At 50.5% G+C, this 22,020-nt stretch carries 19 protein-coding genes; all 19 read right to left on the reverse strand.

The window, feature by feature from the left end; all coding sequences use genetic code 11:
* Positions 1-20: 20 nt before the first annotated feature.
* Positions 21-1,385: a lipopolysaccharide biosynthesis protein gene (locus LH86_RS18920; RefSeq protein WP_039304610.1), complete on the reverse strand. Its 1,365-nt coding sequence runs from the start codon at positions 1,383-1,385 to the stop codon at positions 21-23.
* Positions 1,378-2,502: a DegT/DnrJ/EryC1/StrS family aminotransferase gene (locus LH86_RS18925; RefSeq protein WP_039304613.1), complete on the reverse strand. Its 1,125-nt coding sequence runs from the start codon at positions 2,500-2,502 to the stop codon at positions 1,378-1,380. Before LH86_RS18925 ends, LH86_RS18920 begins: the two co-directional genes overlap by 8 nt.
* 1 nt (position 2,503) lies before the next feature.
* Positions 2,504-3,592: a DegT/DnrJ/EryC1/StrS family aminotransferase gene (locus LH86_RS18930; protein ID WP_039304616.1), complete on the reverse strand. Its 1,089-nt coding sequence runs from the start codon at positions 3,590-3,592 to the stop codon at positions 2,504-2,506.
* A 9-nt stretch (positions 3,593-3,601) separates the two neighbouring features.
* Positions 3,602-4,375, reverse strand: coding sequence for a GNAT family N-acetyltransferase (locus LH86_RS18935; RefSeq protein ID WP_039304620.1), 774 nt, complete (start codon positions 4,373-4,375; stop codon positions 3,602-3,604).
* Positions 4,376-4,425: 50 nt separating this feature from the next.
* Positions 4,426-4,971: a dTDP-4-dehydrorhamnose 3,5-epimerase gene (rfbC, locus tag LH86_RS18940; RefSeq protein WP_039304623.1), complete on the reverse strand. Its 546-nt coding sequence runs from the start codon at positions 4,969-4,971 to the stop codon at positions 4,426-4,428.
* 3 nt (positions 4,972-4,974) lie between these two features.
* Complete coding sequence (rfbA, locus tag LH86_RS18945) at positions 4,975-5,853, reverse strand: glucose-1-phosphate thymidylyltransferase RfbA (RefSeq protein WP_039304626.1); 879 nt, start codon at positions 5,851-5,853, stop codon at positions 4,975-4,977.
* A gap of 48 nt (positions 5,854-5,901) precedes the next feature.
* A complete protein-coding gene (gene rfbD / locus LH86_RS18950) occupies positions 5,902-6,801 on the reverse strand; it encodes a dTDP-4-dehydrorhamnose reductase (RefSeq protein ID WP_039304628.1) in 900 nt (299 codons plus the stop codon).
* Positions 6,798-7,883, reverse strand: coding sequence for a dTDP-glucose 4,6-dehydratase (gene rfbB, locus LH86_RS18955; protein WP_039304630.1), 1,086 nt, complete (start codon positions 7,881-7,883; stop codon positions 6,798-6,800). The genes rfbD and rfbB overlap by 4 nt, the downstream gene beginning before the upstream one ends.
* A 406-nt stretch (positions 7,884-8,289) precedes the next feature.
* Positions 8,290-9,189 carry a UTP--glucose-1-phosphate uridylyltransferase GalF gene (gene galF / locus LH86_RS18960; protein ID WP_039304633.1) on the reverse strand — a complete coding sequence of 300 codons (900 nt, stop codon included), beginning with the start codon at positions 9,187-9,189 and terminating at the stop codon, positions 8,290-8,292.
* 174 nt (positions 9,190-9,363) lie between these two features.
* Complete coding sequence (gene wcaM, locus LH86_RS18965) at positions 9,364-10,788, reverse strand: colanic acid biosynthesis protein WcaM (RefSeq protein WP_039304636.1); 1,425 nt, start codon at positions 10,786-10,788, stop codon at positions 9,364-9,366.
* Positions 10,789-10,814: 26 nt separating this feature from the next.
* Positions 10,815-12,035 (reverse strand): colanic acid biosynthesis glycosyltransferase WcaL, encoded by a 1,221-nt coding sequence (wcaL, locus tag LH86_RS18970; protein WP_039304639.1) that lies wholly within the window; start codon positions 12,033-12,035, stop codon positions 10,815-10,817.
* Positions 12,032-13,312, reverse strand: a complete 1,281-nt coding sequence (gene wcaK / locus LH86_RS18975; protein ID WP_039304642.1) for a colanic acid biosynthesis pyruvyl transferase WcaK — start codon at positions 13,310-13,312, stop codon at positions 12,032-12,034. The genes wcaL and wcaK overlap by 4 nt, the downstream gene beginning before the upstream one ends.
* 56 nt (positions 13,313-13,368) lie before the next feature.
* Positions 13,369-14,847: an MOP flippase family protein gene (locus LH86_RS18980; RefSeq protein ID WP_039304645.1), complete on the reverse strand. Its 1,479-nt coding sequence runs from the start codon at positions 14,845-14,847 to the stop codon at positions 13,369-13,371.
* A gap of 12 nt (positions 14,848-14,859) precedes the next feature.
* On the reverse strand, positions 14,860-16,254 hold the full coding sequence (gene wcaJ, locus LH86_RS18985; RefSeq protein ID WP_039304649.1) for an undecaprenyl-phosphate glucose phosphotransferase: 1,395 nt from the start codon (positions 16,252-16,254) through the stop codon (positions 14,860-14,862).
* Positions 16,255-16,449: 195 nt separating this feature from the next.
* Complete coding sequence (gene cpsG, locus LH86_RS18990) at positions 16,450-17,820, reverse strand: phosphomannomutase CpsG (protein ID WP_039304651.1); 1,371 nt, start codon at positions 17,818-17,820, stop codon at positions 16,450-16,452.
* Positions 17,821-17,894: 74 nt separating this feature from the next.
* Positions 17,895-19,337: a mannose-1-phosphate guanyltransferase gene (cpsB, locus tag LH86_RS18995; protein WP_039304654.1), complete on the reverse strand. Its 1,443-nt coding sequence runs from the start codon at positions 19,335-19,337 to the stop codon at positions 17,895-17,897.
* A 17-nt stretch (positions 19,338-19,354) separates the two neighbouring features.
* Entirely contained in the window at positions 19,355-20,575 is a 1,221-nt protein-coding gene (gene wcaI, locus LH86_RS19000) for a colanic acid biosynthesis fucosyltransferase WcaI (RefSeq protein ID WP_039304657.1), read from the reverse strand.
* On the reverse strand, positions 20,572-21,051 hold the full coding sequence (locus LH86_RS19005; protein WP_039304660.1) for a GDP-mannose mannosyl hydrolase: 480 nt from the start codon (positions 21,049-21,051) through the stop codon (positions 20,572-20,574). The genes wcaI and LH86_RS19005 overlap by 4 nt, the downstream gene beginning before the upstream one ends.
* Before the next feature lie 2 nt (positions 21,052-21,053).
* Positions 21,054-22,019: a GDP-L-fucose synthase gene (fcl, locus tag LH86_RS19010; RefSeq protein WP_039304662.1), complete on the reverse strand. Its 966-nt coding sequence runs from the start codon at positions 22,017-22,019 to the stop codon at positions 21,054-21,056.
* Position 22,020: the final 1 nt, after the last annotated feature.

Consider the following 22,020-nt stretch of genomic DNA (forward strand, 5'->3'; position numbering starts at 1 on the left):
TTAGACATATGAAACAATATTTATCGCAATAGACTCATAATCCCACAGCAGGCTGCCATGAAAGAAATGCCTGCTAATGTTATTTTTGCGTTTACAACTGCATGGTGTTTAATCAATTTAAGCGAGATACATCTCACCCAAAATACAGTTGTTGAAAGCGTGTGGTAAATAAAATAAGTTATACAAATTGCTTTAATATCGCTTAGAGACGAAAAATAATAAACAAACATTAAAGTAATAAGAGTAAGAATGAACGACGTGCCTGCCTGAAACTTAAAATCGCCAACGCCTACTAATAAAACATAAGGAATGTAACCAAGAGCACCTATTGCAATGCCGGGTAAAAGAATTGTAGCGTAAAAGACTACACTGTCTACATACTCGCTGTTGTGAAGCCAGAACTTAATCACGACAGGAATTATCAACCATATAAAAATGGTCGGTAATATCACAATCGCGTTTAATGCCAGGGTATATTTTTTTAAAATATTTCCAATATCAGCACTCGGAGTGTTTAGTTGATTAATGACTCTGGGCTGAAAAAACTGCATAACCGGTGTCGCCATAACCGTAATTGGCAACATACAAAAGGTACTTGCAAGAAAATACGGCGCTGAAACTGTCGGACTATGCTGGTGCGCCACAATAATCTTGTCGAGCTGCAATACAGTGGCGCCAGCTATGCTATAAAGAACGAGTTTTTTTCCCTGGCAAAACATCAAATACAATGTTCTGAAACTACATTTCCCTCTGAAGTCATAAACCTGAGAATAGCAAAAAAACCTGAAAACAAGCGCCTGAAGTAACAGCAAACCAACTTGTATGAATAAGAATGCTTCTATACTGGCAGGGTAATGCACGACGCCGAAGAATGTCCCTACCCCCCGCAATAAAACAAAGAAAATTTGTAACCAGCTTGAAAAAACAAATTTCCGGGCAGTTAGCAAAACATTGTAATAAACGTTCTGCAGCACTGCTAAAATAACAGTAAGAATAATAAGACAGATGTTAAATAATGAAAGCTGGAAAGCTCTTTCATTACTAATCCAAAACACTAGAAAAACCAGTGCTGTGACAAAAACATATAGAAGCGTTATTATGCGCTCTGCATCTTTCAATACAGGTAGCTTAATAAGCTCTGTTTTATAATGAATAGCTGTTTCACGTGAAACGATGATCGACATACCGAAATCAAGCATTGTTGCGAGAGCCTGTAAAGAAAAGACAATCGTAACGATGCTAAATACTTCTGGCTGTAAATACTTTGCATATAAAGGAAGAAAAAAAACGCCGACAAGTATGTTGCCAACTTTCCCTGATAACAATGAAAATAAGTCAAACAGCTTTCTAAAATCTTTATTGAGCAAAGAAGTTGAGCTAATCATCTAAGTTTTCTTTTACTTTTCTAAAAATGTCCATCATAGCGATGATGTCGTTTTTAGTAAGCCACCAACCAACAGGCAACGCAAGTATTGTACTTTGGACTTCGTCTGTTACCGGAAGTGAAGATGCTTTCGCATTAAACCCACTATAAATATCATTTCGATGATGGAGTGATGACGCATGAACACCCGCATCTTTAAGCTTTTTAATGAACAAATCCCGTTGTTCGACTTGCAATAAATAAACCCAATACGCCGGTTGATCCTTCTCCTGCAACTGAGGCCTTGTAACACCTTGCATCTGATCCAGATATGAATCAATGCAACTGGCATTGTTTTGAATCGCAGTAAGTCTATCCTTTACATCACTTAGCTGGACACTCCCCATTGCGCAATTCAGATTTGGCAGATTCATTGACCAGCCAATTTCGGCAATATCCGACTGCGGATTAATTTCACCAATAGCATTACGAAATGTAGCGGAGTCTACCCCAAAACGACGAAGCTTCAATGCTCGCTCGTAATCATCCTGGTGCTTACAAATCAAAGCACCGCCCTCGATTGTATTAATTAAACGATTTGGATAAAACGAGTGGATGCTAAAATCACCATATGACCCGCTTAAACCATCACGATTTGAAGAAAGAAAAGCATTGTTACAATCCTCAATTAGTGTAATACCGTGACGTTTACAGATCTCTGAAATGGCTTTGCTATTCGCGGGGTAACCTGCGGTATGATATAAAATTACTGCCTTCGTTTTCTCTGTGATCGCGCTCTCCAACAGTGCAGGATCCATATGAAAACTGCCTGGAGATAAATCGACCCATACAGGTATAGCGCCTATATTATTTATTGGAGAGTTGGACGACATACAGGTGAATGCCGTCGTCAGTACTTCATCGCCTTTACCTACTCCAGACAAATAAAGTGCCATATACATGGCAGCACTCATGTTACTTGTTGAAACAACAAACTGCTCACCGAACAAATCACCAAGTCCATTTTCGAACTCTTTGATATATTTCCCGGACGCTACGGCCCCTGACTGCAGGACAGAAGAAATAACTGAATCCAGTTGTGATGAGTAATATGTTTTAAAAAGTGGATATTTGAACATGCTAACCTCGAGCAATGGTTTCAACGATCATCTCACGCTGCTCTTCATTAACCCACCAGCCACAAGGAATATGCAACAGATTGCCATAGAAAGAGTCGAGCCCTGGCAGTTTGTTTTCAGGATAAGTGAAAATAGTATGATAATGATTGGGACGATGCAGCTTCGAAGCCATCACACCTTTCTCAGTGAGTTTCTTCTGAATATCTTCCCAGTCCTCACTCACCAAAGTGTATAACCAATAACTAGGGCTTGCCTCACAATCAAAAGAACCCGTTGTTACACCGGAAACATCCTTCAACTGAGCATCATAATATCTGCCATTGCTCTTGTGGATATTAATAATACTATCAATATAATCTAATTGCACAAGCCCGATAGCGCCCGTCACATTACTCATATTATATTTGAACCCAGGCGAAGTAATATCGACTTTGGTTCTGTCTACGCCTTTCTCCATGCCAAACCAGCGAATTTTCTTTGCCGCTGTAACTTGCTCAGAATTTTTAATAACTAAAATACCACCATCAACTGTAGTCATATGCTTTATCGCCTGCAGCGAATAAATAGCATAGTCACCATAGTTTCCAATAGTCTTTCCGCCGTATTCTGAACCCAACGCATGTGCACAATCTTCAATTAATGGAATGTTGTATTTACGTGCAATCTTGCTAATTTTTTCAAGTTCAACGGGGTAGCCTGCATAATGCACTACAAGAATGGCTTTTGTTTTATTCGTAATATGGCTTTCGATAGAGTCTGCCGATATGTTGCCTGATGTATCAATAACATCTGCAAATACTGGCTTTGCTCCAACATACAGAATGGACAGGTTCGTTGGTTCTGCGGTCATACTTGTGGTAATAACCTCATCACCAGCTTTTACACCCGCCAGGAGCAGTGCTGTATGGAGAGCAGCTGTCCCACTACTCATACCTAAAACGGTGCCTTCAATTTTAAAGTGAGACTTGAACGCATCCTCAAAACGATAAACATATTCGCCTTCAGCTAACATTCCGCTATAGAGCACATCTTCCAACGCTGGCATGATTTTTTCTTTTGGTGCCATCGCGACTTTTACTAATGGAATCATTATTATTCCTTAAATTCGTTGTAAAAAATTTAATGTTTTCTTGGAATGCACATCTGCCCTTAGCTTTAACCACATTTCATAATTATAATTATGCTGAGTCAACTCGGGCTGTCGTTGATATAATTCGCGAATCAATGGGTCATGAAGAGGAATAATTAATCTGGGTTTTTTTATTGAGCAAAAATTATTTGTAATTATATCTATTGCAGTAGCAACATCGCCACTGTAACCCACAAAAACATACCCTGCCCCATCATGCAAGTAATGTACGGTTGTTCCATTGTACTCTAAGTAGCCTTGCCGACTCGTATAGGTTGGCTGCGATTCAAAATCAACAATTATCTTATCACAGAGACCCTGTAGCTCGTTTTGTTCATTTACTTCTAAATAAGCAAGCGGTTCATCCACTTCGAATCCAAATTGAGCATAAAAATCATGCAATGATGTCCAAAGCAACAAATAGTCTATTTTCTTTTGTTTACATGCTTCGATTGTTTCATGGAGTAATAACTTTGAATACCCCCGACCACGGACTTCACTAGCAACAACTACCAGCCCAATACTTCCAAAACAGTAATTTTCATCATGTTCAAACTTGACGATAAGCCCGCCAACCACTTGCTCATATTCATTTTTAATAACAACATTCAAAAATTTATGCGCATTTTTGATAAACGGAAAATGATCATATAATGTACCTGAACGTTGTTTATTAATGATAAATTCCTGCTCCGACAATTTATAAAAATCAGGGTCTAACCGGTTCAGGATATCAATCTTCATTATCAACCTCAGTATTCATTTAACATGATCGGTATTCTTGCTGCAATGTGTTAAAGGGAAAAAAAGTCTCTTAAACATTTTGCAGATAAATCTTTGGCAGACAGGATTGGGCTCTCCGTTAACGGCCATTCAATATTAATATCAGGATCGTTCCATGCAATACTTTGTTCAGATTCAGGGTGATAAAAATCCGTTGTTTTGTAGACAAATTCAGTATTATCTTCCAGCGTAACGAACCCGTGAGCAAATCCTTCAGGTATCCAAAGTTGTCGTTTATTGCTCGCTGAAAGTATGACTCCAACCCATTTCCCGAAGGTTTCTGAGTCGCGGCGGATATCGACTGCAACATCAAATACTTCACCCGCTATACAGCGAACGAGCTTACCTTGAGCATGGGGGTTTTCCTGAAAATGCAAACCTCTCAGTACATTTTTACTGGATTTAGAGTGGTTGTCCTGGACGAAATTAATTTTATCTCCGACTGCGGCATCAAACATCGTTTGGTTAAAGCTTTCAAAGAAAAATCCGCGGCTATCACCAAAAACTTTTGGCTCAATGATCAGTAAATCAGCGATTTCTGTTTTAATAACATTCACGTGTTAATACCCTTTGATCATTTTTAGCAAGTATTGTCCATATGCATTTTTAGCAAGGGGGACCGCTAATTTTCTAACCTGCTCTACATCGATAAAACCTTTTCGGAACGCAATTTCTTCCGGGCAAGATACTTTTAACCCCTGGCGTTCTTCGATGGTGGCAATAAAGTTGCTGGCCTCGATAAGGCTCTGATGCGTTCCCGTGTCCAGCCATGCATAGCCACGCCCCATCATCGCTACGGACATGCGACCTTGTTCCATATAGATGCGGTTAATATCGGTAATTTCCAGTTCACCGCGCGCAGAAGGTTTGAGACTTTTTGCCATTTCCACGACGGTGTTATCATAGAAATACAGGCCTGTTACCGCATAATTGCTTTTTGGTTCAAGCGGTTTTTCTTCCAGGCTGATTGCCGTGCCGGCCTTATCAAACTCAACAACACCGTAACGTTCAGGATCGTTGACGTGGTAGGCAAATACCGTAGCTCCACCTTCTTTATTCACGGCAGCCTCTAGCTGTTTTGGCAGATCGTGACCATAGAAGATGTTATCCCCGAGGACTAATGCACAATCGTCATTTCCAATGAACTCTTCACCAATAATAAATGCCTGAGCCAGTCCATCCGGACTTGGTTGCACTTTATACTGCAAGTTAAGTCCCCACTGACTGCCATTACCGAGTAATTGCTCGAAGCGCGGCGTGTCCTGAGGAGTACTAATAATCAAGATGTCACGAATACCTGCCAACATCAGCGTAGAGAGCGGGTAGTAAATCATCGGCTTATCATAAATTGGCAACAGCTGTTTACTTACGGCCATTGTCACTGGATATAATCGAGTCCCAGAACCACCAGCGAGAATAATACCTTTACGCGTTTTCATTTCATTATCTCTGAATGTCAAATACCTGGAAATGGCATTAACTTATAATTAAAGAGTTGTCGTGGTAAAAATTTCGGTAAGCATGCGTTTAACACCAATTTCCCAGGCAGGAAGAACCAACCCAAAATTTTTCTGGAACTTTTCAGTATTCAACCGAGAATTCTGTGGACGCTTCGCTGGGGTTGGATAGGCAGACGTTGGAACGGCGTGCAGTTTATTAAGTGCTAACGTCACACCCGCAGCGCGCGCTTCTTCGAAAACTAGTGCGGCATAATCATGCCATGTTGTGACGCCACTCGAGACAAGATGGTAGACACCGGCTACCTCAGGTTTAATCTGAGCCGTACGAATCGCATGTGCGGTGCAATCAGCAAGCAATTCTGCCCCCGTTGGAGCACCAAACTGATCGCTAATCACTGACAGCTCAGTGCGCTCTTTAGCCAGGCGCAGCATCGTCTTAGCGAAGTTGTTACCTTTGCCGGCATACACCCAACTGGTGCGGAAAATTAAATGCTTTTCGCAATGCGCTTGCAGCGCTTTTTCCCCGGCCAGTTTGGTTTCACCATAGACATTTAGCGGCGCCGTTGTAGCTGTTTCGTCCCACGGCGTATCACCGTCACCGGGAAAAACATAATCGGTCGAGTAATGGACAACCCACGCACCAATTTTTGCAGCCTCTTTAGCAATCGCTTCAACGCTCGTTGCGTTCAAAAGCTGCGCTAATTCGGGTTCTGATTCCGCTTTATCGACGGCCGTATGGGCGGCGGCATTGACAATGACATCCGGTTTGATACGACGCACTGTTTCGGCAATACCTGCCGGGTTACTGAAGTCGCCGCAAAACTCCTCTGAGCGAACATCCAGAGCCGTAACGTTGCCTAATGGCGCCAATGCGCGCTGCAACTCCCAGCCCACCTGACCTGTTTTACCGAAAAGTAGGATATTCATTGACGCTCACCGTAGTTCTCTTCGATCCAACTCTTGTAGGCGCCACTTTTCACATTACCCACCCACTGCTGATTATCTAAATACCACTGAACGGTTTTACGAATCCCCGACTCAAACGTCTCCTGCGGCTTCCAACCCAGTTCACGAGAAATTTTATCAGCATCAATTGCGTAGCGACGATCGTGTCCAGGGCGGTCAGTCACGTAGGTAATCTGATCGCGATAGCTCCCTTCTTTAGGCACAATTTCATCCAGTAAATCGCAGATAGTGTGCACAACTTCGAGGTTCTTTTTCTCGTTATGGCCACCGATATTGTACGTCTCACCAACTTGCCCTTGAGTCACAACGGTATAAAGGGCACGTGCATGGTCTTCAACATATAACCAATCACGAATTTGATCGCCTTTGCCGTAAATTGGCAGTGGCTTGCCTTCCAGCGCATTAAGAATAACGAGTGGGATCAATTTCTCAGGGAAATGGAACGGCCCGTAATTGTTTGAACAATTGGTCACGATGGATGGGAAACCATAAGTGCGTAGCCAGGCGCGGACAAGATGATCGCTGGAAGCCTTAGAGGCTGAGTATGGGCTACTTGGCGCATACGCCGTCGTTTCCGTAAACAGGGGTAATGCTTCGCCTTGCGCAACTTCATCAGGATGCGGCAGGTCGCCATACACTTCATCAGTAGAGATATGATGGAAACGGAAGTTATGCTTCTTCTGCGCTGTTAATCCAGACCAATAGTGACGCGCAGCCTCAAGTAAAACGTAGGTACCAACAATATTGGTCTCAATAAACGCGGCCGGGCCGGTTATAGAACGATCTACATGACTCTCAGCGGCCAAATGCATGATGGCATCTGGTTGGTGCTCTTCAAGAATCTGTTTGATTGCTGCAGCATCGCAAATGTCTGCATGGACGAAATCGTAACGTTCACTTGCAGCAATATCTGACAGGGACTCGAGGTTACCGGCATAGGTTAATTTATCTACGTTAACGACGCTGTCCTGAGTATTTGTGATGATATGACGAACAACGGCCGAGCCAATAAACCCGGCACCGCCGGTAACAAGAATTTTCACTGAGCAGTCTCTCTTTAATCTTGTCCTTATATTCAAGGACGTCGCCTCTGAATATAATTCATTTGAGATATATCTTAATGGCAGATGCTTGCTGCACCTGAATGTTAACCATGCTACCGCCCCTGGCTTCACAGCTACCAGTGCACTGCACAACATAAGCGATAGTGTACCTTCCGGTACAGAACGTGAGAAATCGCCACGATTTTATATTTCACACAGCAATTCTCAAGGGAAAAATTTGGCCTATACAGAACAACCAAAAAATGATAACCCTATGAAAAAACTAAACTTCACTGTCGATTTATAAAGCAAAAAACGGTGGCTCATCGTTCAACCTCGACTTGAGACTAAACGCTATGCCACCGTTTACCGCGCTCTCCTCCATGACAGCGACTTAAAACAGAACTTATGCCTTAGCTAGAAGCTTCTGAATACTCTCACGAAACTTCTGGCCTTCCTTATGGTTGCGCAGTCCGTACTGGACGAACGCCTGCATATAGCCCATTTTTTTACCGCAGTCGTAGCTTTCGCCGGTCATCTGCATGACTTCTACCGGCTGAGTTTCGTTCAGCACCGCGATAGCATCGGTCAACTGAATACGTCCCCATGCGCCCGGCTCGGTTTTTTCCAGCAGTGGCCAGATATCCGCAGACAAGACATAACGCCCTACCGCGGCAAGATCGGAGTCCAGCGTTTGTGGCTGATCGGGTTTTTCAACAAACTCAACCACCCGGCTCACCTGCCCTTCATTCTGCAGCGGCTCTTTGGTGGTGATCACTGAATACGCCGACAGATCTTCATTTGGCATATGCTTAGCCAAAACCTGAGTACGGCCTGTTTCATTGAAGCGAGCCACCATGGCAGCCAGGTTATAGCGCAGCGGATCGGCGGTAGCGCCATCAAGCACCACATCCGGCAGCACCACAACGAAAGGATTGTTACCCACGATCGGCTGTGCGCAGAGTATAGAGTGCCCAAGCCCAAGCGGTTGAGCCTGACGAACGTTCATAATGGTCACGCCAGGAGGGCAAATAGACTGCACTTCAGCCAGCAACTGACGCTTAACGCGCTGTTCAAGCAAGGCTTCCAGCTCGTATGACGTGTCGAAGTGGTTTTCAACAGCATTTTTGGAAGAGTGGGTTACCAGCACGATTTCTTTGATACCAGCGGCAACAATTTCGTCGACGATGTACTGGATCATCGGCTTATCAACGATAGGCAGCATCTCTTTAGGAATCGCCTTCGTTGCAGGCAGCATATGCATGCCTAAACCGGCGACCGGGATAACTGCTTTTAAATTAGTCATTCTTAGTCCCACCTCTAAATGGTTGGAAGATTATAGTCTTTTCGTGCTCTGATGCCAGCATGAATTTATTTAACGAATGCTTCATGCTAACGCCCTGGAAGTGTCAACAAAATATGTAAACGCCGCTATTTCAGCCTCTGTTGACTCAGAATTGTCGTAAAAGGGGTTGCATTATTATTTGCTTACCCTTGCGAGTGAAAAATTAAGGTTTTCACTGTTCACGTGAAGCTGATCGATGCGGTCTATATCGACCGAGCTTTGCCCCCTTTCATTCACCGCATGAATATTCGCCAGTGACAGCAGCGTGCCGTCTTTGGCCATGAACTTACCCCGCACGTCCTTACGGAGGTCGAAGTTCAGCTTCAGGGCTGGGCCTGCCGTAGAAAGCTGCATTACGTTGATATTTCGCATGAAAAGGTGCTGAGGTTTGTTGTGAAACTCAAGCGAGGCGCGCTTAAGTGTGACGTTATTCAGTGCCACAAAGGAGGTTGCGTTCCCGGATGAGATCTGAATGCCACGTAAAGGACTACTGAGTTCATTATTATCGAGTTTGATATCGCTAAGCTTAAAGTTTTGCGGAATCGACAGGTAATTGCCCTTAATCACGCCATAACCAATCAACATCCCGGCGCTGTTCACCATATCCACATCATCAATCACAAAGTTATCGCAGCCATATATCGCCACGGTCGCGTTATCAATCCCTGCGGTACGGCTAAAGGTCGGATTAATATTACGCGCTTTTATGTTACGAATAACGAAATGTTTCCCATTCTCAACATGAACTAGCTGTCGACAGTTACTGCCGGTGATATTAGCCACCACGAAGTTTTTTACCGCCTGATCTTCGGGATAATTATTATCATATGTGCTGCCCGCCAACCCAATGCCTATGCCCCAGTTAATCTTTCCATTAGTACAGTTAATGTTGTCGATAACGTGGTCAGAAATCAGCAGGTCGTGGTCGTTGATCGCCACGTTCCACTCAATGGCATCCCCCTGCAGGTGGCTGAAGTGGCCGTTGGTGATACGCACATTCTCCATCCGGTTGTGATACCCCTGCCGCAGGATGGCGTAGTTGGCATCATGTACCGTGATGTTGTCGATGGTCAGGTTACGCATAGTCCGGTTATCTTTCCCGCCAATGTAAATCTGCGCCACACTGACAAACCCGCTCATATCTATGCCCCTGATCGTGCAGTCGGATCCCCTCACATCCAGCGTGATGTTGTTAAATCTCCCTTTTCCCTCCCCGACTATCTGGCAGCTATCCTGCAGTACAAATCGCCCTTTACCATTACCTTTCAGCCCGCCAGCCACATGAAGCGTTTTCCCCTGCGGCATAAAAATGGCGGTATTAATGCTGTCACAGACGACATCTGCCGGAACTTCAACCACATCCGCTGCGGCAAATGCCTGGTTAAACGCGGCTATCCAGTCGTTTTGATAGAAATCTTTAACATTGACCTGGGCGCTCAGGCCAGCGGCCTTAACCGTGCCTGGAATAAGTGAAACCGCCGCCAGCGCAGAGCCTGCGGCGAGCAGTTTGCGGCGAGACGCAGAGAAAGGAAGGTGCTTCAGTAAGTTGCTTTTCGACATAAGTCCTCAGCATAAGATTCGGTGAGTTATAGCGTCTGAAGCTGACGGGCAAGCTGCTGGTAGATAACCTGCTGATTGAACTGGGCGGCAACTTTCTCTCTTGCCCGAGCCAGCATTAACTGCAGGTCGCTTTCTGGCACAGAAGCCACGGTCTGTAACTTATCGGCAAGCGCAAAGGCGTCCTTTTCCGGCACCAGCCAGCCCGATTCATCGGCGTCGATAAGCTCAGGAATACCGCTATGCACGGTAGACACGACGGGAATGCCAACGGCCATCGCCTCCATCAGCGCCACGGGGATGCCTTCCATGTCCCCGTCTTCGCCGGTTACCGAAGGAAGCAGGAACAGGTCGGCCTGGTCCAGCATCGCCTTCACTTCATGACTCGGCTTAAAACCGGGCATAAAGACCACATCTTCCAGCTGCAGTTGCTCAATCAGCGTCTTCAGACGACGCTCCCAGGGGCCAATACCTAAAATGTTGTAGCGAAATGCCACGCCGCGCGCCTTCAGCAGGCGGCAGGCCTCAATGGCAAAATGTAACCCTTTTTTTTCCGTCAGGCGCGCCACCGAGATAATCTCCAGCGTTACCCCCGGCGTTTTCATGGGCCTTAAAGAAAACTTGTCCATATCCACGCCCATCCTTGAGACCGCAATTTTGCTCTCCGGGCAGCCCATGTTCTTCAGGCGGCTGGCCCAGAGATTGCTGATGGGCAACATCAAATCCCCACGCTCAAACAGCTGCCTGTATTCCGGCGTATAGTGCTCCAGCGCATCACGGTGCGAGATATCAATCCCGTGAAACACGGTGGCAATTTTGCCGTTGAGTACGCCAAGCTCCTTAAGCTTGGCGGCGGTAACGCCCGCCGGGCCAAAGTGAGCAATAAAAACGTCGGCCTCCAGCGGCTGTTTCTGCCGGCCACAAATCGAGGACAGGATCAGATTACGGGCTTCATCGCCATAGCGCGTGCGGTTTAACGCTCGCCATGTGCTGCCTCGCAAAGCCCCATGCAGCGTATTCCACGCCCGGCTTTTCAGCTTCGCGACTTTACCTTCTGGCTCTTCGAGCAGCCAGACGGTTTTTTCCGAAAGCCCATAGCTTTTAAACGCCGCGTGGGTATTGGTCAGGTCGCCCTTTTGCAGGGCAACAATCTCAACCTCGTGGCCCATGTCGATAAAAGCGGTTATCTGATTCAGCACAAAAGTTTCCGACGCCAGGGGAAACTTCAGCAGGAAGAAACCGACCTTCATTTATCCTCCTTAACTCGCTCAAGCACCGACCGCACCATGTTCATGCCGTTAGCACGCTCTGCGCTTACTGCCGCCGTAAGTCGTTGGTTAATCGCGGGCAACTGCCCCAAAACATCCGCCACGACGCCCTGCAAAGAGCCGTCCAACAACTGGCGAATATCAATAGCCATTTCTGGCATCCCCAATTGCTGCATGATGCCCGCAGATTTGTGCTCGTAGTTGATGGCGATAGCCGGCGTGCCGAAGTTCATCGAAATTATGGCCGAATGAAGACGCGTTCCCACCGTGAGCTCACAGGCAGCAAAAATCTTGCCCATTTCCAGATCGTTCAGCTCGTCCATCACGACGTGGTAGTCATCGGGCTGATTGATGTACTGGCGGATATTGAGCGCCACCATGCGGTCGTCTTTGTTATAGCTGTCGATGCCGGTACAGGTGGAAAGCGCCAGGACCTGATAGCCCTGTTCAATCGTGCGATTTACTACTTCGGCAAAGGCCTTCTCGTAGGCTTCCTGGGTGGTGCCCAATCGCTTATCAAACGGCGCCAGTTCGCGCAGCGTAATCGCCACGGTTTTCTTGCCTGCCACCACGCCCAGCCAGTGTTTAACCGCATAACCCGGCACAAAATCATCTTCATGCTGCGCCACCAGCCACGCCGTATCGACGCCCTGTTCCACCTTGCTGGTGTCGATTTGGTTTTGCTTCATCAACTCAAGGCTCACGGTTTCGCGCAGAATCAGGGACTTCGCGTGACCGAAGACGTAGTTCGCCAGTTGGTTAAACTGCGGCTCCTGGAACGGCCCCACGCTGTGGCCAATCATATAAACCGGCTTGCGGGCCATAAAGCTGCACAGCGCGTGCTCAAACTGCGTGACGCCATAAAGATCGACAAAGAAAGAGCCGCCCACCTGAATAATCGCGTCGTATTCCTGCAGCGATTTCACAAAATCAATAAACCCCTGTGGGATGGCGATATTACGCAGCCGCCCGGTGTTACTCGCCTTCGCCACCAGCACATGGTGCTGATATTTACGGCGCAGGACTTTTTTGACCCGCCCGACCAGACCGGCAGCGTTGTTATACCGCTTCATCTGCTTGTAAAGCCCGTCACCCAGAACCGGGCGCCCCAGCAGCCAGGCAGAACTTACCGGGTAGCGGCTCATCACATCCACATGAATGCTGTCATCAAGCGTCGTGATGGCATCAATCAACCCGCGCAAAATGGCGCTATCACCGCGGTTGCCGCAAGTATGGTTGCCAAGAATAAGTAATTTCATATCGACCTCTAACTTTATGACAAAGGGGAAAATGTGGTTTCCCCTCTTTGTTGTTCTTAGCCAGCGCGGAGCAGCGCTTTCAGGCGTTCGCTGCGGCAAAACTGCCGCTTCAGTTCAACGATCAGCGCATTGCGGGACAAAATAATCATCACCATAAAAGCCGCAGCCCCAGCCGTTACCTGTACGCCAAGCAAGGCCGCCAGCGGGAGATGCCCGTTGAGCGCCATGCCTAACCCGGCGCTGACAATCAGCGTGGGGAGTGAGAGATAAAAAGGCAGCCAGATGCTGAGGATGTATTCCCGGTAGCTGGAGCCCAGCACCGGCTTAATCATGATGAAATAGCTGAGGACGGTGTTAACCACCTGAACAAACAGAAAACCTAGCGTGACGCCGAGCGCGCCGCCGAGCTGGCCGCCGACAATAATCGCCGGAATAAACAGGCAGGTTTTAAACACGTTGAACTTGAAACTGATATCCACGCGCGCTTTGGCCATCAGCAGCGAACCGATGGGGTTCCCGATGGAGCGCAACAGGCCAACAACGCACAACAGCTGCAGGATTGGCGTGATGAACTGCCACTTTTCGCCAAACACCAGCGGGACGAAGTTATTGGAGACCACCATCAGCCCCAGCAGCGCCGGGAAATTAATGATGCCCACAATCGACAGCAGCTTGTAAAAATTCACCCGGAGCTTCGCTGTGTCGTCCTGAATTTTGGCAAACGCCGGAAATAATACGCGGGTGATGATCGGGTTGAGCTTCATCGGCGGCACGACGGCTACGTTATAAGCCAGGTTATAGCCACCGGCGATGCCAGCCCCGAGAATACGCGCCAGTACCAGCGTGGAAAGGTTGGTATTGACGTAGTTGATCACACTGTCAGCGGTCAGCCAGGCGCCAAACTTCAGGTTGGAATTCACTGACTTCAGGGAGAAGTGAAAGCCGGGGCGGTAAATCTTGCGCCCGAAGAAGCCAAACAGTGAGGTACGAACGACGGTATTCACCAGGTAACCGATGATTGCCGTGATGGCGAACGGATAGTACATCGCCGCCGTCACGGTAACGCTGAATCCCACCAGCACGGAGACCGTCTCAATCGAGCCGATTTTTGAAAACTCCAGCTCCTTTTGCATCAGGGCGCGAAACTGCTGCCCGTGAGGGATGACAATAAACGCAAAGGCCAGCGTTTTAATCAGCGGCGACAAGTCCGGGTTATGCAGCACGCCGGCAATCACGCCACTCAGTAAAAACACCGCGATGCACACCACCACGCCCAGCCCGACATTCAGCCAGTAGAGCGTGGTCAGCTCCAGATGGCTTATCTCTTTGCGCTGAATAATCGAGTTGGCGATACCAAAATCAGACAGCGTATCGGCCAGGGCGATGATCACTAGCGACACCGTCAGCAGGCCAAACTGGTGGTTATCAATCGTTCTGGCCAGAATCGTCATCTGCGCCAGCCCTAAACCAATAATGATCACCGTTGCAATCGCGGACCACTTTGCGCCGCTGATGGTTTTTTCTCTCAGGCTCATGTTGGATTCCGGTCAGTATGCCGCTTTGTTAACAAAGCCTTTGAAAACGGTCAGGAACACAATCTTGATGTCGAACCACAGGCTCCACTCGCGAATGTATTCCAGGTCAAACTCCACGCGCTTTTCCATCTTGTCGAGGGTGTCCGTTTCCCCGCGCCAGCCGTTAATTTGCGCCCAGCCGGTAATGCCCGGTTTGACCTTGTGACGCAGCATGTAGCCTTCTATTAACGCGCGATATTGCTCGTTATGGGCCACGGCATGGGGACGAGGACCGACGATGGACATGCCGCCAAGCAGCACGTTGATAAACTGCGGCAGTTCGTCGAGAGAGGTGCGGCGCAGGAAGCTGCCCACCGGCGTGATACGCGAATCCCCTTTCGTCGCCTGCACAACCACGGCGTCGTTTTCCATCACCTTCATGGAGCGGAATTTCCACACTTTGATGGGCTTGCCGTCCATGCCATAGCGCGTCTGACGGAAAATAACCGGCCCAGGCGAAGTCAGCTTCACCGCCAGGCTAATGCAAAGCAGAACCGGGGAAATCAGCAGCAGAATAAAAGAGGAGAGCACGATATCTTCCAGCCGTTTGAGGACGCTGTTAAAGCCGCTCAAAGGCGTTTCAAACAGCGGCACAACCGGCACGCCGTTGACCTCTTCAGTGCGGGAATTAAGGATATTGAAGGTGAAAACATCGGGGATCAGTAGTACCGAGCAGGTGGTATCCGCCAGCTCGCTCACCAGCTTTTTAATGCGCGACTCGTGGCTCATTTCCATCGCGATATAGACTTTATCAATTTGGCCGTTGCGGGCGTCCGTCACCAGCGTATTGAAGTTGCCAATATAGCTAACCAATGCGCCTGCAGGCGGCTCATCGTCATACACGCCAAGCACGTTAAAGCCGAGCCATGGTTCATTCTTGAAGCTTTGCGCCAGCACCTGCCCGACCGGCAGAGAGCCCGCAATGGCAACGCGGCGCGTATTAAAACCTTTATTACGCAGCCAGCCTGCCGCAAAACGGATCCACGACCGGCAGATAACCATCCCCACACCGGTCAAGACATACCAGGCAAGATAAACCCAGAAAGAGCCATCAAAATCGCTGTTAAACGCCAGCAACCCGGCGCTGAAAACCACGCTCAGCGTCCAGTTTTGCAGCAGCAGGAATAGCTCGCTGGAGATTTTCACCCCACGCCATGAACGGTAAAAATCCGTCATCCCACCGATCATCTGGAACACAACGAGGGTTAATAAAGCCATCAGCAAATGCATATAGAGAAAAGGCAAAGCGTTAGCCTTGCAAACCATCCATAGCCCGGCAAACATGATGCTGATGTCAGAAAAACGTTGCACCATAGAGATCAACGATGCGTTGGTTTTTGGCAGCTCGCGCTTTTTTAGATTTGTCATCGTTTTACCTTAGAAAGTTGTCGCATCGGTGCTCTCCCCCTCACCCCAGCCCTCTCCCCACGAGGGCGAGGGAGAAAAGCGGGCACCTGGCCATTCCCTCGCCACTGGAGAGTGCGAGAAAAGCTGGCACCTGATATTCCCTCTCCCTTTCAGGGAGAGGGTCAGGGTGAGGGTTAAACACCTCAATACGGCAGATTATTGGTTCAGCAGCGCCATAATTTCCTGCGTTCGCGCCTGCATCAGCGCCTCGTTTCCGCGCGACTCCACGTTCAGGCGCACCACCGGCTCGGTGTTAGAGCTGCGCAGGTTGAAGCGCCAGTCGCCAAACGCCATGCTGATGCCGTCCGTGTGGTCAATCTCTGCCGCGAGTGGACCGAAATGCGCGCGAACGCGTTCAATCGCCTCTGCCGGAGCGTCCAGCTTGCTGTTGATTTCGCCACTTGCCGGCCAGGCCGCCATGCGGTCCTCCACCAGCTCGCCCAGCGTTTTGCCCTTCAGGCACAGCAGCTCGGTCACCAGCAGCCACGGGATCATCCCGCTGTCGCAGTAGGCAAAATCGCGGAAATAGTGATGGGCACTCATCTCCCCGCCGTAAATGGCATCCTCTTCGCGCATACGCTCCTTGATAAACGCATGCCCGGTTTTCGACATCACCGGCTGGCCACCCGCACGCTCGACAATATCGACCGTGTTCCAGGCCAGGCGCGGGTCATGAATGATTTTTGCTCCGGGCTGTTTTTCGAGGAACGCCGCCGCCAGCAGGCCCACGATGTAGTACCCCTCGATAAACTGCCCTTTCTCGTCGAACAGGAAGCAGCGGTCAAAATCCCCGTCAAAGGCGATGCCCATATCCGCCCCGTGCGCAATCACCGCGTCACGGGTATCGGCGCGGCACTCCGGCAGCAGCGGGTTAGGGATCCCGTTCGGGAAATTGCCGTCCGGCGTGTTGTGCACCTTCACAAACGTCAGCGGGACATTCAGCGCCTTAAAGCGGGCTTCGATGGCGTCCACAATCGGGCCGGCCGCGCCGTTGCCGGAGTTCACCACCAGCTTCAGCGGCTTGATATGGCTGACGTTGATGTAGGAGAAAAGATGGTCGAGATAAGCCTCTACCACCGACACTTTCTGATAGCTGCCACGCGTCGCCTCATTCACTGGCGGAAAGTCGTTGGCTTCCGCCAGGCGCTGCACGTCGCGCAGGCCTGTGTCGCCGCTGATAGGGCGAGCCCCCTGGCGCACCAGTTTCATGCCGTTGTAGTCCATCGGGTTGTGGCTGGCCGTCACTTCGATACCGCCGTCCACGTTCAGGTGCCAGGTGGCAAAGTAAATCTCTTCGGTGCCGGACAAGCCGATATCCAGCACGTCCACGCCCGCATCCTGCAGGCCACGCGCCAGCGCCTGTTTCAGCGATTCGCTGGTCAAACGTACGTCGCCGCCCAGCACGATAGTTTTCGGCTTCAGGTACTCGCCGTAGGCGCGGCCAATGCGCCAGGCGATGTCTTCATTCAGTTCGTCGCCCAGGCGACCGCGGATGTCGTAGGCTTTAAAACAGGTCAGTTGCTGCATGATTTCGCTCCTTCGGGCAACAGTTACCCAACCCACGGGTTCTTGGCCCGTGGAGCATGTTTTTTAGTCAGGGATTAAATACGCCCGTAGCGATCCTGGAAGCGGACGATGTCGTCTTCTTCCAGATAGGTACCGGAGCGAACCTCAATCAGGTCGAGAGGAATTTTGCCGGGGTTTTCCAGGCAGTGGGTCATGCCGAGCGGAATGTAGATAGACTCGTTTTCACCCAACAGCTTGATCTCATCCCCCAGCGTAACTTTGGCGGTACCCGCCACCACAATCCAGTGTTCAGCGCGGTGGTGGTGCATTTGCAGCGACAGCCCTTCGCCAGGCTTAACGGTGATGCGCTTCACCTGGTAACGCTCCCCGGCGTCGATGGAGTCGTATTTCCCCCACGGGCGGTAAACTTCCCGGTGGTTATGGTGCTCATGGCGACCGTCGCCTTTGATGCGTTCCACCACCTTCTTCACGTTCTGCACGTGGTCACGGTCAGCAATCAGCACCGCATCTTTGGTTTGCACCACGACCAGATCTTTCACCCCCACGGTAGTGACCAGGCCGGATTCGGCATAGATGTAGCTGTTTTCGGTTTCGTGACTGATAACGTCGCCGTGATGTACGTTCCCTTCCGGGCTTTTGGCGCTGATTTCCCACAACGAGGACCATGACCCTACATCGCTCCAGCCAGCGTCCATCGGTACTACCACCGCATCGGCGGTTTTTTCCATTACCGCATAGTCGATAGACTCATCCGGGCAGGCCAGGAAGGCCCGCTCATCCACGCGGACAAAATCCAGATCCGGGTCAACGCCGGCCATGGCTTTTTCGCAGGCGGCCAGAATGTCGGGGCGGAACTTCGCCAGCTCTTCCAGATAGCGGCCCGCGCGGAACAGGAACATGCCGCTGTTCCAGTAGTACTCGCCGCAGGCGACATAGGCCTGAGCGGTGGAAAGATCGGGTTTTTCGACGAACTGCGCGACGCTAAACGCCAGGGCATCGGCCCCATTTTCCGGCCTCGCCACTGCGCCACGACGGATATAGCCATAGCCCGTTTCCGGCAGGTCAGGGACGATCCCGAAGGTCACCAGCTTGCCAGCTTCGGCGTAAGGCATCGCGCAGCGCACCGCCTCGCGGAAAGCCTCTTCATTCTGAATGACGTGATCGGCCGCGAGGATCAGCATCAGCGGGTCCTGCTGCGGCTGGTTACGCAGCGCGGCCAGGGCAGCCAGAGCAATGGCTGGGGCCGTGTTGCGTCCGGCCGGTTCCAGCACGATATTTTCGGTCAGTTTATTTAGCTGGCGCAGCTGCTCGGCGACAATAAAGCGGTGTTCCTCATTGCAAATCACCACCGGGCTTTCGCACTCTATCCCGTTCAGGCGATTGATGGTGGTTTGCAGCATGGTCAGATCCCCTTTCAGGCAGAGGAACTGCTTGGGGTACAGCACGCGGGACAGCGGCCAGAGACGGCTCCCGTTTCCGCCCGCCATGATCACCGGATAGAGTTGTGACTGACTCATCATTTATCCCCGTCTTTTTATGAAGAAATCGCAGCAATAAATTGGCTTAACACGTTCTCTTTTTCGAGCGTGCGTTCGGCATATTCACGTGCCGTCGTGTTGTTCTGAGGCAATTGCAGGCACTGTTCTATGCCCGCCGCCAGCGCATCGGCGGACTCCGGCATCACGCAAACCGCAATACCGGGATACGCTTCGCAAAGCTGGCCCAGCTCTGTTTCAGGCTCGGCGGTAATCACCGCATTTCCGCCAACGGCCAGGATGTTGGTGAGTTTTGACGGCAGGACGGCATCTGCCGCTCCCCGTCGCTGAATGACCAGGTGGCAATCGGCCAGGCAGAGCAGCGCGGGCAGCGCGTCGTAAGACTGTAGCGGGTGGAACACCACGTTACTCAGCCCGTGAACGTGCACCAGTTTTTCTAGCCTTTCTTTACCGCCGCCCTGGCCCACAATCACAAACAGATACGGGCTCTCAGAGAAGCGGCTCGCTACTTCAATCACCGTTTCCAGCCCCTGTTTTTCACCGATATTGCCGGAGTACAGGATGATTTTTTTATCTTCCGGCAGGTTGAGCGCCTGACGCACGGCATGGATTTGCGCCGGCTCAACATCCCGGAAACGCGCCACTTCCGACCAGTTCGGGAAGAAAATCACCCGCTGTGGGTCGACGCCTTTCTCAGTAGCCTTATTCATCATCGAGCGAGAAATGGTGGAGACGTTATCGACGTTGTGCAGCCCGCTTTTTTCAAAGCGCTGGGCCAGGCGCGCAATTTTTCCCGGTGTCTTTCCGGCCATGCCAAGACCGAGCATCGCGTCCACCTCGTAGTCCTGAATGTGCAGCAACGTGCGCGCCCCGCTCAGTTTTGCCAGCAGGCGCATCCCCGGCACACAAAACAGCGTCGGCACCACGCCAATCACCCGGTCAGGCTTCCAGCTACGCTGCGCCAGAAGCGGGAAAAATGAACTCAGCGCGAAGCTGCCCAGGTGAATCAGGCGCTTCAGCGTCGAAGGCTGCTTCGGCACATACAGCGGGCAGCGCCAGACGGTCGCTTTCCCCTGCTCTTTTTTGTATTTCCACGCCGAGTAGTCCGGGTGCACGCGCCAGACCGGATAATAAGGTGGCGCGGTGATCACCCGTACTTCATGGCCCTGGCTGGTCATCCACTCCACCATTTCACCGGTGTACTTGCCGATGCCGGTCAGCTCCGGGGAATAGTTAATGCCGTAGACCAGAATTTTCATAAGCCCGGTACCTTCCCTTTGCCCTGGGTGATGAAGTAAGCGCGGCTGTTGTCGTGCACGTCTTCCCGCTTGAGCAGCGCTTCCGGCGACAGCCAGCAGTAAGCCTTGTGCTGCTCAGCCGGCAGGTTCAGTTGCTTGTCATCCACCCGCAGGCGGAACCCCAGCACCACGTAATGGGTCGAGAATTCCTTCCCGGAGAAGTTATCGCCGTAGAAATGCTGCCAGACGCCGTAAAACTCCCCGTCCAACAGGCTGAACGATTTGCCCAGCTCAGCCTCGGTTAGCCGGATAAAAGCGTTCGCCAGCGTTTCGTTCTTCAGCACCCGGCCCCCAGGCACAAACCAAAAGCCCTTCGCAGGGCGATTGGTCCGCAAACCCAGCAGGAATTCGCCCGCCTGGTTTTCGACAATAAGGTCGATGGAGATCAGCGGCGTAGCGCTCACGACGGTGGCAAAATCTTCCGCGCTCAAAAACATGCTTACCCCCGGAACCGCTGCTGGTTTTCGAGGAACCACTGGTAAGTGCTGGCGAGACCCGCCTCCAGGGAAATCTCGTGATACCAGCCGAGGCGATGCAGGCGGGAAACGTCCAGCAGCTTACGCGGCGTACCGTCTGGTTTAGTGGCATCGAACACCACGCGTCCCCGGTAGCCGGTGACTTTCGCCAGCGTCTGCGCCAGCTCACGAATGGTGCAGTCCACCCCTGTGCCGACGTTAATGTGCGACAGCATCGGCTCGGTATTCTCCTGCCACACTTCCTGATCCAGCTCCATCACGTGAATGCTGGCTGCGGCCATATCGTCCACATGTAAGAACTCACGCATTGGCGTACCGCTGCCCCACACCACCACGTCCGGAGCATTTTCCTGCGTGGCTTCATGGAAGCGGCGCAGCAGAGCCGGAATGACGTGGGAGTTGCTCGGGTGGAAGTTGTCGTTCGGCCCGTACAGATTGGTCGGCATCACCGAGCGGTAATCCCGCCCGTACTGGCGATTGTAGGACTCGCACAGCTTGATCCCGGCAATCTTGGCAATCGCATACGGCTCGTTCGTGGCTTCAAGCGTGCCCTGCAGCAGCTCGCTTTCGGCCATCGGCTGTTTCGCCAGCTTCGGGTAAATACAGGATGAGCCGAGGAACAACAGTTTGTTCACGCCGTGCGTGTGCGCGGCATGAATGATGTTGCTTTCGATCATCATGTTCTCGTAGATGAACTCTGCCGGGAACGTGTTATTGGCGACGATGCCGCCCACTTTGGCCGCCGCCAGGTAAACCTGGTCGATTTTCTCGTCGGCGAAGAAAGCATTAACCTCACTGGTGTCCAGCAGGTTCAGCTCACCGCGCCCGCGCAGCACCAGCTCAACGTCATCGCGCTGCCCAAGCTGGCGGACGATGGCCGAGCCGACCATCCCACGGTGACCGGCAACAAAGATACGTGTCTTATTCATG

This window comes from Cedecea neteri, from assembly GCF_000758325.1.
Taxonomy (GTDB): domain Bacteria; phylum Pseudomonadota; class Gammaproteobacteria; order Enterobacterales; family Enterobacteriaceae; genus Cedecea; species Cedecea neteri_B.

Excerpts from the sequence above, each read along its gene's own strand:
- LH86_RS18920 (WP_039304610.1), bottom strand. The coding sequence starts at position 1,385 with ATGATTAGCTCAACTTCTTTGCTCAATAAAGATTTTAGAAAGCTGTTT.
- LH86_RS18925 (WP_039304613.1), bottom strand. The coding sequence starts at position 2,502 with ATGTTCAAATATCCACTTTTTAAAACATATTACTCATCACAACTGGAT.
- LH86_RS18930 (WP_039304616.1), bottom strand. The coding sequence starts at position 3,592 with ATGATTCCATTAGTAAAAGTCGCGATGGCACCAAAAGAAAAAATCATG.
- LH86_RS18935 (WP_039304620.1), bottom strand. The coding sequence starts at position 4,375 with ATGAAGATTGATATCCTGAACCGGTTAGACCCTGATTTTTATAAATTG.
- rfbA (WP_039304626.1), bottom strand. The coding sequence starts at position 5,853 with ATGAAAACGCGTAAAGGTATTATTCTCGCTGGTGGTTCTGGGACTCGA.
- rfbD (WP_039304628.1), bottom strand. The coding sequence starts at position 6,801 with ATGAATATCCTACTTTTCGGTAAAACAGGTCAGGTGGGCTGGGAGTTG.
- galF (WP_039304633.1), bottom strand. The coding sequence starts at position 9,189 with ATGACTAATTTAAAAGCAGTTATCCCGGTCGCCGGTTTAGGCATGCAT.
- wcaM (WP_039304636.1), bottom strand. The coding sequence starts at position 10,788 with ATGTCGAAAAGCAACTTACTGAAGCACCTTCCTTTCTCTGCGTCTCGC.
- wcaL (WP_039304639.1), bottom strand. The coding sequence starts at position 12,035 with ATGAAGGTCGGTTTCTTCCTGCTGAAGTTTCCCCTGGCGTCGGAAACT.
- wcaK (WP_039304642.1), bottom strand. The coding sequence starts at position 13,312 with ATGAAATTACTTATTCTTGGCAACCATACTTGCGGCAACCGCGGTGAT.
- LH86_RS18980 (WP_039304645.1), bottom strand. The coding sequence starts at position 14,847 with ATGAGCCTGAGAGAAAAAACCATCAGCGGCGCAAAGTGGTCCGCGATT.
- wcaJ (WP_039304649.1), bottom strand. The coding sequence starts at position 16,254 with ATGACAAATCTAAAAAAGCGCGAGCTGCCAAAAACCAACGCATCGTTG.
- cpsG (WP_039304651.1), bottom strand. The coding sequence starts at position 17,820 with ATGCAGCAACTGACCTGTTTTAAAGCCTACGACATCCGCGGTCGCCTG.
- cpsB (WP_039304654.1), bottom strand. The coding sequence starts at position 19,337 with ATGAGTCAGTCACAACTCTATCCGGTGATCATGGCGGGCGGAAACGGG.
- wcaI (WP_039304657.1), bottom strand. The coding sequence starts at position 20,575 with ATGAAAATTCTGGTCTACGGCATTAACTATTCCCCGGAGCTGACCGGC.
- LH86_RS19005 (WP_039304660.1), bottom strand. The coding sequence starts at position 21,051 with ATGTTTTTGAGCGCGGAAGATTTTGCCACCGTCGTGAGCGCTACGCCG.
- fcl (WP_039304662.1), bottom strand. The coding sequence starts at position 22,019 with ATGAATAAGACACGTATCTTTGTTGCCGGTCACCGTGGGATGGTCGGC.